General features: G+C 66.9%; 10 protein-coding genes. 4 read left to right on the top strand and 6 right to left on the bottom strand.

All coding sequences use genetic code 11. The features are described from left to right. Positions 1-69 precede the first annotated feature (69 nt). Positions 70-519, bottom strand: coding sequence for an NfeD family protein (locus ACQKJZ_RS15185; RefSeq protein WP_427732031.1), 450 nt, complete (start codon positions 517-519; stop codon positions 70-72). Then, positions 516-1,493: an SPFH domain-containing protein gene (locus ACQKJZ_RS15180; protein WP_427732029.1), complete on the bottom strand. Its 978-nt coding sequence runs from the start codon at positions 1,491-1,493 to the stop codon at positions 516-518. The genes ACQKJZ_RS15185 and ACQKJZ_RS15180 overlap by 4 nt, the downstream gene beginning before the upstream one ends. A gap of 127 nt (positions 1,494-1,620) precedes the next feature. On the opposite strand from ACQKJZ_RS15180, the gene guaB reads away from it, so the two are divergent. The 3 genes from guaB to ACQKJZ_RS15165 are packed head-to-tail and all read left to right on the top strand — an operon-like array spanning position 1,621 to position 4,832. Then, entirely contained in the window at positions 1,621-3,078 is a 1,458-nt protein-coding gene (gene guaB, locus ACQKJZ_RS15175; RefSeq protein WP_427732027.1) for an IMP dehydrogenase, read from the top strand. A 33-nt stretch (positions 3,079-3,111) separates the two neighbouring features. Beyond that, positions 3,112-4,299: an RsmB/NOP family class I SAM-dependent RNA methyltransferase gene (locus ACQKJZ_RS15170; RefSeq protein WP_427732025.1), complete on the top strand. Its 1,188-nt coding sequence runs from the start codon at positions 3,112-3,114 to the stop codon at positions 4,297-4,299. Positions 4,300-4,331: 32 nt separating this feature from the next. Further along, positions 4,332-4,832 (top strand): tetratricopeptide repeat protein, encoded by a 501-nt coding sequence (locus ACQKJZ_RS15165; protein ID WP_312490249.1) that lies wholly within the window; start codon positions 4,332-4,334, stop codon positions 4,830-4,832. Positions 4,833-4,981: 149 nt separating this feature from the next. Here ACQKJZ_RS15165 and rsmA read toward each other — a convergent pair whose 3' ends face one another. From rsmA to ACQKJZ_RS15145, 4 genes are read right to left on the bottom strand one after another with little or no spacing between them, the layout of a single operon-like run. After that, positions 4,982-5,806 (bottom strand): 16S rRNA (adenine(1518)-N(6)/adenine(1519)-N(6))-dimethyltransferase RsmA, encoded by an 825-nt coding sequence (rsmA, locus tag ACQKJZ_RS15160; RefSeq protein ID WP_427732022.1) that lies wholly within the window; start codon positions 5,804-5,806, stop codon positions 4,982-4,984. 1 nt (position 5,807) lies between these two features. Then, positions 5,808-6,803: a 4-hydroxythreonine-4-phosphate dehydrogenase PdxA gene (gene pdxA, locus ACQKJZ_RS15155; protein ID WP_409529623.1), complete on the bottom strand. Its 996-nt coding sequence runs from the start codon at positions 6,801-6,803 to the stop codon at positions 5,808-5,810. 13 nt (positions 6,804-6,816) lie between these two features. Continuing rightward, on the bottom strand, positions 6,817-8,199 hold the full coding sequence (locus ACQKJZ_RS15150; RefSeq protein WP_427732020.1) for a peptidylprolyl isomerase: 1,383 nt from the start codon (positions 8,197-8,199) through the stop codon (positions 6,817-6,819). 58 nt (positions 8,200-8,257) lie between these two features. Continuing rightward, positions 8,258-10,486, bottom strand: a complete 2,229-nt coding sequence (locus tag ACQKJZ_RS15145) for an LPS-assembly protein LptD (protein ID WP_427732018.1) — start codon at positions 10,484-10,486, stop codon at positions 8,258-8,260. Positions 10,487-10,666: 180 nt separating this feature from the next. Between ACQKJZ_RS15145 and ACQKJZ_RS15140 the strand changes: the two genes are divergently transcribed. Further along, positions 10,667-11,560 (top strand): M17 family peptidase N-terminal domain-containing protein (locus ACQKJZ_RS15140; protein ID WP_427732016.1); only part of this gene is annotated, 894 nt, incomplete at its 3' end.

The following is an 11,560-nucleotide window of genomic DNA, read 5'->3' as shown; positions in this document are numbered from 1 at the left end:
GAAGTTAGTAAGTAACCCTGCAATCCGTTCAGCCTGAGCGAAGTCGAAGGCCACGCCCAACCATCAGCCTCAATCCGACAGCGGCTCGACCAGCAATACCCCATTATCGACATGCGCGACTCGCAACCGCGCGCCCGTCGCCGCTTCCGGCCCCCGCACCGGCCATTCGCCATCGCCTAGCCGCGCGCGTCCCTCGCCGCCGACAATGGGCGACGTCACCGTCACCACCTGTCCCCGCAACCGCCGAGCGGGCTCGTTGAGAACCGGCGCATCGCTGTCGACCGGGAAATCCCGATACCAGCGCCGCCCGATGACGACGCATACGACGCTCCAGGCCGCGAACTCCGCGAGTTGCAGCATGATCGGCAATTCGGGAATCGCCCACAGCGTCAACGCCGTCACACCGGCCGCGATCGCCAGGAAGATCAGGAATACCCCCGGTACGAACAGCTCGGCGATGCCCAGCGCCAGCCCGCCCGCCAGCCAGAGCGCGGCGGGATCGAGATCGCCGATCGTCACGAACCGGACTGGTCGAACGGCCCCGGCTTGGTGGTCGCGCGGGGCGTGGTGACGGTGCCGGGCTTGTTCGACGCCAACGCATCCTTGGCCAATTCACCGATGCCGCCGAGCGTACCGATCAGTTGGGTTGCCTCGACCGGGAACAGGATGGTCTTGGCATTGGGGCTGGTCGCGAACTTACCGACCGCCTCGACATATTTCTGCGCGACGAAATAGTTGATCGCCTGCGTGCCCCCTTGCGCGATGGCATCGGACACGACGCGTGTCGCCTTGGCTTCTGCCTCGGCCGCACGCTCGCGCGCTTCGGAGTCGCGATAGGCCGACTCGCGCCGCCCCTCGGCCTCCAGGATGCGCGCCTGCTTCTGTCCTTCGGCGCGCAGGATTTCAGAGGCCCGTGAGCCTTCGGCCTCCAGGATGTTGGCGCGCTTCTCACGCTCGGCCTTCATCTGGCGGGCCATGGCGTTGACGATGTCGACCGGCGGTCGGATGTCCTTGATCTCAACACGGGTGATCTTCACGCCCCAGGGCGTCGTCGCATGATCGACGACGTTCAGCAGTCGCGCGTTGATCTCGTCGCGCTTGGACAGGGTTTCGTCCAGGTCCATCGACCCCATGACGGTGCGCAGATTGGTGGTGACGAGGTTCAGCAGCGCGACATAGAGGTCCGACACCTCATAGGCCGCCTTGGGCGCGTCGAGCACCTGGAAGAACACGACCCCGTCGGTCGAGATCATCGCATTGTCCTTGGTGATGATCTCCTGCCCCGGAATGTCGATCACCTGCTCCATCATGTTCACGCGGCGGCCGACGCGGTAGAAAAAGGCGGGGTAGAAATTGAAGCCGGGAACGGCGGTGCCGGTGTACCGCCCGAAATGCTCGATGGTGTATTGATAGCCCTGACGAACGATCTTGATCGACATCATCAGGTATAACAGCAGCAGCAGCACGGCCAGTGCGGCAATGATCAGACCCATCGACATCCCTCCCAATCCATCGATCCTGTGCGATCCTAGCATGGCGGTGCAGCAAGGGCCTAGCGGGAACGGCTTGCTTTGGTTACATGGCCCGCCACTTGTTCCCTCCGCAGGATTTGGCAGCCCCATGGATATCCGCCTCGGCCTCACCTTCGACGACGTGCTCCTCGTGCCCCAGGAGTCCGACGTTCTGCCGAGCAGCGCGGACACGCGCACGCAACTGACCCGCTCGATCGCGCTCAACATCCCCGTCCTGTCGGCGGCGATGGACACGGTGACCGAGGCGGACATGGCGATCGTCATGGCGCAGCTGGGCGGCATGGGCGTGCTCCACCGCAACCTGACTGTTGAACAACAGGTGGCCGCGGTCCGTCAGGTCAAGCGGTTCGAGAGCGGCATGGTCGTCAACCCGATCACCATCTCGCCGACCGCCACCCTGTCGGAGGCGCAGGCGCTGATGGCGCGCCACCGGATCAGCGGTATTCCCGTCGTGGAGTTCGACGGCCGTCTGGTCGGCATCCTGACCAACCGCGACGTCCGCTTCGCCGAAAACCCCAACCAGCCCGTCTCCGAGCTGATGACCCATGAGGATCTGGCGACCGTCAAGGTCGGCGTCGGCCAGGACGAGGCGCGCCGCCTGCTTCACGCACGTCGGATCGAGAAGCTGCTGGTCGTCGACGACAGCTATCGCTGCGTCGGCCTGATCACGGTCAAGGATATCGAGAAGGCCGTCACCTATCCCTCGGCCACCAAGGACGGCTCGGGCCGCCTGCGGGTTGCCGCTGCTTCCACGGTCGGCGAAAAGGGTTTTGAGCGGACCCGCGCGCTGATCGAGGCCGAGGTCGACTGCGTCATCATCGACACCGCGCACGGCCATAACCGTGACGTCGCCCGCGCGGTCGAGGCGGCGAAGAAGCTGTCCGACACTGTGCAGGTGATCGCCGGCAACGTCGCCACGGCGGCGGCCACCCGCGCGTTGATCGATGCGGGCGCCGATGCGGTGAAGGTCGGCATCGGGCCGGGTTCGATTTGCACGACCCGCGTCGTCGCCGGCGTCGGCGTGCCGCAGCTGACCGCCGTGATGGATTGCGCCGAAGAAGGCTGGAAGGCCGGCGTGCCGGTTATCGCCGATGGCGGCCTGCGCACTTCGGGCGATCTGGCCAAGGCGCTGGCCGCCGGTGCCGGCGCGTGCATGGTCGGCTCGCTGCTCGCGGGGACGGAGGAGGCACCGGGCGAGACCTTCCTGTATCAGGGGCGTGCCTACAAGTCCTATCGCGGCATGGGTTCGGTGGGCGCGATGGGGCGCGGATCGGCGGATCGGTATTTCCAGGGCGACATCAAGGATCAGATGAAGTTGGTGCCCGAGGGCATTGAGGGCCAGGTCGCCTATAAGGGGCCGGCGCGTGACGTCATCCATCAGCTGGTCGGCGGCATCAAGGCGGCGATGGGCTATACCGGTTCCGCCACGCTGCAAGCCCTGCGCGAGCGGGCACAGTTCGTCCAGATCACCGGTGCGGGCCTGAAGGAAAGCCACGTTCATGACGTGACGATCACGCGGGAAGCGCCCAATTATCCGACCCGCTGATCCGACGCCCGCCAACGTGACGGACGCCCGTTCATGACGCCCGCTGCCCGCACCCAGGCGGCGATTGAGCTGCTCGACGCCATCATCGCCTCCGCTGCGGCGGGCGGTGCCGCCGCCGATACGCTGATCGCCCGCTATTTCGCGACGCGCCGCTATGCCGGATCGAAGGACCGGCGTGCGGTCCGCGAACTGGTCTATGCCGCCATCCGTCACGCGGGACCCGTGCCGGCCAGCGGGCGGGCGGCGGTGCTGGCGCTCGCCGATGGCGACGCCGACCTGACGGCGACCTTCGATGGTTCCGCCCATGGTCCGGCGCCGATCGATGCGCACGAGCCGCGCGCGACCGCGGGCGTCGCCCCCGATTGGCTGGTCGAGGCGCTCGCCGCTTCGGGCCTGGATGCCGGGCAGCAGGCGGCGTTGATCGCGCGCGCACCGCTCGACGTCCGTGTCAACACGTTGGCGACCACGCGCGATGCGGTCATGGCCGAATGGCCCGACGCGGCCCCGACACATCTCAGCCCCCTGGGTCTGCGCCTCGCCAATGGTACCCCCATCGAACAGTCGCAGATGTACCGTGCCGGCCTGGTCGAGGTGCAGGACGAGGGCAGCCAGCTCGTCGGCATGGCACTTGCCGCCAAACCCGGTGAATGGCTGGTCGACCTGTGCGCCGGGGCAGGGGGCAAGACGCTCCAGATCGCGGCGGCGATGGACAATCGCGGCGCGCTGCTGGCGTGCGACATCGATCGCGGTCGGCTGCAACGCCTGCCGCCGCGGGCCGAGCGCGCGGGCGTCACGATCGTCGAGAGCCGGCTGCTCAATCCCGGTCGTGAAGGCGAGATGCTGGCGGACTGGGCCGGCCGGGCCGACGGAGTCCTGATCGATGCGCCCTGTTCGGGAACCGGGACCTGGCGCCGCAATCCCGAGGCGCGCTGGCGGGTGACGCCCGATCGGCTGGCGCGCCTGCGCATGATGCAGAGCCACGTGCTGGATGTGGGGGCGCAACTGGTCAAGCCGGGCGGGCGGCTCGTCTATATCGTTTGCTCGCTGCTCGATGCCGAAGGCGACGATCAGGTGTCGTCATTCCTCGACGCGCATCACGGCTGGTCTGTCGAACCGGTGCCGCATGACATTGGTGCCGCCCATGGCGCCGGCCGGCGGCTGGACCCGGCGCGGCACGGCACGGACGGGTTTTTTGTCGCCTGCCTCCGGGCGCCATGCTAGCATCGGCGTCAGTGCCCAGTTCGGAGTTCCTCATGCGTTTGACGTCCATGGCCGCCGCGGCCGCGCTGGCGGTGGTTTCGGTTACCACCTCGCTCAGCGGCCAGCGCCCCGATGCGCAGATCGACCCGCGTTCGATGCAGTTGCTGGAACAGGGACGGGCGCAGAAGGCGGCGGGCAATCTCGACGCCGCGACCGACACGCTGGAGACGGCGGTGGTCGTCGATCCGCGCAATCGGGCCGCGTTCATCGTGCTGGCCGAAGTGGCCGACGCGCGCGGCCTGCCTGGCAAGGCGATCCGGCTGTACCGCGAGGCGCTGCTGCTGGAGCCCAATGACCTGCGCGCGCTGCGCGGTCAGGGCGAGGCGCTGGTCGAGAAGGGCGCGGTGGCGCGCGCCAAGGAGAACCTGACGAAGATCAAGGCGCTGTGCAAACAGGACTGCGCCGATGCGACCGCGCTCGCCGCCGTGATCGCCAAGGGGCCGCCGCCGGTCGCGACGGCGCAGGTCGAGACGAAAGTGCCGGCGAAGAACTGAGTGTTCATAGGTTGGCGAGGGAGAAACACTTCTCCCTGCCCTCCATCAGCCTAACCGCGATGATAGAGCATAGCCTTCGACTTCGCTCGGGCTGAACGGCATAGTGGGCTCACCTGCGCGCGAGAAGGCAATCTGGACGGAACCAGCCGCTACCCCAGCGCCCGCGCGAGCGCGACGAACTCCGCCACCGACAATGTCTCCGCCCGCCGTGCAGGGTCGATACTGATCGATTCCAGCGCCTCGACCGCTCCCGCGACCGGCTTCAGGCTTTGGCGCAGCATCTTGCGACGCTGACCGAAGGCGGCGGCCGTCAGTCGTTCCAGCGTGCGGAATGTGACACCTTCGGGCGCCGGGGCCGGCGTTATATGGACGATCGCCGACATTACCTTGGGCGGCGGGGTGAAGGCCGAGCGGTGGACGGGCATCGCGATCCGCGCCTGGCTACGCCATTGGGTCAGTACCGCCAGGCGGCCATAGGCCGACTGGTCGGGCGCCGCGACGATCCGCTCGGCGACTTCCTTCTGGAACATCAGCGTGCACGACTTCCACCAGGGCAGCCACGCCCCCGACAGCCAGCCAACCAGCAGCGGCGTGCCGACATTATAGGGCAGGTTGGAGACGATGTGCGGCTGCCCCTCGAACAGCTCGGGGGCATTGATCCGCAACGCATCACCCTCGATCACTCGCAACCGCCCCGGAAACGCCTCCGCCAGTTCGGCCAGCGCGGGAATGCAGCGGCGATCGCGCTCGATCGCGGTGACGCGCCCGCCCGCCATCAACAGCGCGCGGGTTAGACCGCCCGGCCCCGGGCCGATCTCCAGCACCTCCTGATCGGTCAGGTCGCCGGGAATGGCGGCGATGCGCGCGAGCAATTGGCCGTCGAACAGGAAATTCTGCCCGAGCGACTTGGAGGCCGACAGACCATGGCGCGCGATGACCTCCCGCAACGGGGGCAGGGGTGTGACGGGCTCCATATCAGTTGGCCAGCTGCGCCCGGCGTTCCGCCGCCTGGCCTGCCATCGCGATGGCGGCGATCATCGCACCGGGATGTGCCCGGTCCTGCCCCGCGATGCCGAATGCGGTGCCGTGGTCGGGGGAGGTCCGCACGATCGGCAAGCCGAGGGTGATATTGACCCCCTCATCGAAATGCAGCGTCTTGATCGGCACCAGGGCCTGATCGTGATAACAGCATAGCACCGCGTCATAGCGGGCTCGCGCGCGCGCGTGGAACAGCGTGTCGGCCGCGAATGGCCCCGTCGCATCGATCCCCTCGGCGCGTAGTTGCGCGATGGCGGGTTCGATGAACGCGATCTCCTCCCGGCCGATCGCGCCGCTCTCCCCGGCATGGGGGTTCAGGCCGGCGAAGGCGAGACGCGGCATCTCGATCCCGAAATTGCGGAACAGGCCGCGCGCGGTCGCACGCCCCTTGGCGACGATCAGTTCGACCGACAGCAGGCCGGATACCGCCGCCAGCGGGACATGGGTGGTGATCGGCACGACGCGCAGGGTCGGCCCGGCCAGCATCATCACCGCGTTGGCGCCCGCCACGCCGCAGCGCTCGGCGACGAACTCGGTCTGGCCGGGATGGGTAAAGCCGATATCGTACAGCTGTGCCTTGCTGACCGGCCCGGTCACCAGCGCCGCCGCGGCGTCGGACCGTACGAGACCCACCGCGAGCTCCAGCGCGTGGAGCGCGCAGCGCGCACCCTCCACATCGGGTTGTCCCGGTACGATCTCGCCCGCATCGTCCACCGACAGGATCGGCAGGCCGCGATCGAAGGCCGCCACCGCTTCGCCGATATCGCCGACGCGGACGGTAGGGCCATCCCAGACCTTCGCGATCGCACGCGCATCGCCGACCGCCATGAAGGGCGGCAGATCGGCTTCGGCCCGTGCGGCCCAGGCCTTGGCGATGATTTCGGGTCCGATGCCGGCGGGATCGCCCATCGAGATCGCCAGGGGCCGGGTCATGCGCATATCCGGCTCACCGATATTCGATGACCGCGTCGCGGCGAAGATCGCGCATCTTCTGATTGGCGCGCAGGTTCACCCGTTGCTGCTCGACCTGATTCTGGATCTGGTCGCTGGTCGGCAGGTTGCCCGAACGCGGTTCCTCGCGGTCGCACAGCACCAGCGAGCGGACGCCCTGTTCGGGCGAGCCGAAGGGCGGCGTCGCCTGGCCGATCTGCATCTTCAACAGGATTTCCTGAAGCGGGGCGGGCAGCTGGCGAATGGTGACCTGGTCATTGTCGACCACCTCGGCCTTCAGCGTCGTCGCCACGCGCTGCACATCGCCGCAGCCGCGAATGGCCTGCGTCGCCTTGGCGAAGTCGGCCGCGCGCGCGGTCGCCTGCGCCTGGGTCGTGCCGGCGGGGAACTTGATCGTCAGCTGCTTGAGCGACAGGCGCGAGTCGCGCGGATCGGCGGTCAGCACCTGGCGCTTGTCGGTCAGGTACAGGATCGAGAACCCGCCCGGAATCTGGATGGGGCCGGCGACCTGCCCGACCTGCATCGACTGAACCGCCGCCTGAAGCTCGGGCGGAAGCTGCGCCCCGCGCACCCAGCCCAGGTCGCCGTTCACCGCGCGGGTCGACGCCTCGGAGAAGCTGCGTGCGAAATATTCGAAGGGCTGCTGCCCCTTCTGGATTTCGCCGATGATCTGGCGCGCATTGGCGAAAACCTGCTGCTGCGTGGCTTCGTTGGCGGAGAGGAAGATTTCCTTGAGGTTATATTCCTCGGTGCCCTTCGCCGCTTCCAGGCGGGCACGGATGGCGTTCACCTCTTCGTCGCCGACATTGACGTACGGCTCGACCCGCTTGCGCAGATAGCGCGCCCAGGCCAGTTCGCCCTCGATCTGGCGACGCATCGAGCGGTCCGACGATCCCGCCTCGCGCAGGAAGGCGCTCATCTGCTTCGGCGTCTTGCCGAACTGCTGCGAGAAGCGGGCATAGGCCTGATCGATCTCGGGCGCGGTCACCGTGATCTCGGCGGTCTTCGCTTCCTGGATCTGCAACGTCTCGTCGATCAGCTGGCGCAGGATCTGCATCCGCAGACGATCGCGGTCCTCTTCCGAGAGCTTCGTCACGTTGTTCAGCGCCATGGCCAGCGCCATGCGCTGGTCGAGGTCGGTACCCGTCAGCACCGTGTCGTTGACGATTGCGGTGGGCTTGCGGACATTGGGGTCCAGCTTGCCGAACAGTTGAAGGTTCGACGGAATGTTCAGCCCGCCGGTTTCGGGCATCGTCTGGTCGGGCACGGTCTGCGCCATCGCGCCGGCCGCAACGGCGGTCAGCATCAACGTGACGCCTGCGCGAAGGCGGCGGCTGTGGTTACGAATATTCTGCTTCACCGTGTTTGTGATCCTCATCGCGCCTGTTCGAGGCGCGTAACCGTCGCGATATGGGTCCAGCATGCTGAATAGGGGCTTAGCGACCGAGATTGGTGAACGCCAGCGTCAACAGGAAGCTGTTGCCCGCGCGGGCGTCGCCGGTGTTCACGTAATCGCGCCGCCAGGTGAAGCCCAGACGAAGGCAATCATCTTCATATTGCACGCCGAGGCGGTGGCGGATCGGATCAAAGCCATCGGACAGCGACAGCGAATCTTCCGACCGGTCGGTCAGATCGACGACCGTCGATCCGAACGCGGACCAGAAGCGCGCGAACTGCACCCGCCCCGCCAGCCGGATCTCCTCGCGGTCCTGCAAATCCTCGATCGAGGTGAAGACGTTGCGGTTCAGCCGGATATAGCCCGCCTGGACATAGGTGGCGCGCGAGCCGACCGTCGCGTCGATCTCGTTGCGACGCACCGCGAAGCTGTCCTTGTCGATGCGGAAACGGTGGGTCAGGGAAACGAAGTCGCGGAACCGCAATTCGGTCCGCCCGACGATATCGGACCAGCGATCCGACAGGCCGGTGCCGGGATAGAGGATCGTCGGCCGGTCGTTCAGCCGGAAGCTTTGCCCCACCAGCGTGTCGAAGGTGAAGCCCGGCAGCGACAGCGCCCATTGCGCGCCGTAAGTGATGCGCGTCGAATCCTCGAACCGGTCATAGCCGGGGAAGCGATTGAGCGCGAAGAGGTTGGAGTCTTCCAGATCGACCGCGCGCGCATCCTCGTTGGGGATTTCGATGTTACGGATCTTGGGGCTCGCGACGATCTGGACGCGCGGGGTGAAGCGCTGCGTGCCGCCCCATAGTTCGCCGACGAACGGCCATTTCACATCGACGGCGAGCGCCCCGATCGCGCGCCCCTGAAAGCCCTCCAGTCCCTGATAGACCAGAGGCGTAGAGACGATGTTGTTGGAATTATAGGCGTCGCCGCGCGCATAGGCGGTGAAGGTCACCTCCTGCCCCCAATTGGTCAGGCGGCGCAGGTCCCAGCGCATGCTGGCGAACGCACGCTGCGTATCCTGTCCCTCGGTCCGGCTGATCGCGAGCGTATTGAGCTGCATCTCGAACTTGCCGCCGAGCAGCCCGTCGTCGAAGCGCCGGCGATAATCGATCTCGGGCAGCGCGATCGGCTGCTGACCCTGGGGGTCGTTCACGCGCAGCGTCTGGACGTACCAGCCGTTGATCGCGAAATAGCTGTTCTGGTCGATCCGCTCCAGGCTGGCCGTGGTGCGCAGCCGGTCGTCGCGCGAGATGTCGTAGCGGCGCAGGAAGGTGCGGTCGGTCGTCAGCCGCAGCGAACCCGACAGGCTCCATTCGGGCGAGAACTGGAACCGACCGACACCATCGAGATAGCCGCGAAACGCCTGGGTCGTATCGGTGGGATTGAGCGTATTGAGGTCGTCGCTGCGCCGACTGGCGGTCGCATAACCCGTGATCCGATAGGCGCCGAGCGAGTTCAGCGCCTCATATTGCGCCTGCATCATCGGCAACACGGCGGTGAAGACGTGCGGCGTGACGGTCAGGCCGCGATTGGGCGCCAGCCGCCAGTAATAGGGCACCGCCACCTCGACGCCATTGACGCGGTCGAGGCGGATATCGGGCGTCAGGAAGCCGCTGTCACCGCCCGATCCTACGGGCGCGGACAGGCGGGGCAGGGGAATGCTGGGTAGACCGAACAGGTTGAGCCGCGCGCCGTTGAAATAGACGCGTTCGCGGTCGGGGCGATAGGTGACGCGGACCGCCGTGATCTTCCAAGACGGCTCCTTGGGGCACCCCTCCGACGTCTCGACCGCGCAGGGGGTATAGGCGGCGCGTTCGAGGTTGACGGTGCCATCGGCCTGACGTGTACCGCGATCGGCAGCGAGGCGGCCGCCCTGCTCCAGCACGACCAGCATATTGTCGACCACGCCGTCCTTCAGCGAATCGGTCAGCTCGATCTGATCGCCATAGGCGATATCGCCCTGCGGATTGGTGACCGCGATGTTACCGGTCGCCAGCACCTTGCCCGTCTTGCGGTTCCAGGTGACCTTGTCGGCGCGAAGCCGCTCGCCCTGGCGATTCATGCGGACATCGCCGGTCGCGGTCACGATATCGGCGTCGATGTCATATTCCAGCTGCCCGGCGCTGAACTTCACCTGATCGGGGTCCTCGGGCGCGGGACCGTCGGCGGGCGGTGGCGGCACGGGCCGGTCCTGCAGGTCCTGACCGAATACGGGCTGGGCTGCGAAAAGAGCGAGGGGCAGCGCGCTGCCGGTCAAAAGGGTCATTCGCAACACGATGATACCAGATCCGTCCTTGCCGACATGATGAAAGCCTCCCCCCGGCAGGGTGACGGCGCGAATGGTCCGCCTATCGCATCACCGGCCCTTCGCTGCAATCGCGTGCTTGCCACGCTCGTCTCAGCGCCTAGATGGTAGCAACAGTTATTTGTTCATCAGGGGTTTCCCATGCAGATCGCCTTCACCTCCACCGTCGACACCGGCGATGTCTTCGTCCTTCCCATTGCGAAGGGAAGCAAGGACTTCGGTCAAGCCGGCGGCGCGGACATGGTCTCGCTCGCCCTGGCGGCGGCGGAGGCCAACCGGTTCAAGGGCGATGCCGGCAGCAGCGTGGAGCTGTTCGTGCCGTTCGAAGGCAAGGCGCGCCGCATCCTGATGCTGGGCGTGGGTGACGGCACCGAGGCGGACTGGCGCAAGGCGGGCGGCGCGCTGACCGCCAAGCTGCTGACCACGGCATCGTCGGCCTCGCTCGTGCTGACCGGCCTTGGCACCAAGCCGTCACCGGCGGCGGTCGCGGCCTTTGCCGGTGCCGCGGTCCAGCGTGGCTGGCGTCATGACGTCTATCGCACCAAGCTGCCCGAAGCGTCGAAGCCCACTCTGACGCGAGTCGCGATCGTCGATGCGGGCAGCGAGGCCGAAGCCGCCTATGCCGCCATCCATGCAGTCAATGGCGGTCTGGAACTGACCCGTACGCTCGTGTCCGAGCCGCCGAACAAGCTTTATCCCGAGACCTTCGTCGAGCGCGTCCTGAACGACGTCGAGGGTCTGGGTCTGGAAGTGACCGTGCTCGATGAGGCGCAGATGCGCGATCTGGGCATGGGCGCGCTGCTGGGCGTCAGTCAGGGCTCGGCGCGCGAAGGGCGCCTGCTGGTCCTGAAGTGGAATGGCGGTGCGGCGGATGCGGAAACGCTGGCACTGGTCGGCAAGGGCGTGACCTTCGACACCGGCGGCATCTCGATCAAGCCGGCGGCCGGCATGGAAGACATGAAGTGGGACATGGGCGGCGCCGGTGCCGTCGCGGGTGCGATGAAGGCCATCGCCGCGCGCAAGGCCAAGGCCAAT

Origin of the sequence: Sphingomonas sp. NPDC019816 (assembly GCF_050274375.1) — a bacterium.
Classification (GTDB): domain Bacteria; phylum Pseudomonadota; class Alphaproteobacteria; order Sphingomonadales; family Sphingomonadaceae; genus Sphingomonas.
The sequence above is the reverse complement of the archived record's forward strand: the minus strand, read 5'-3'. Positions and strand labels throughout refer to the sequence as shown.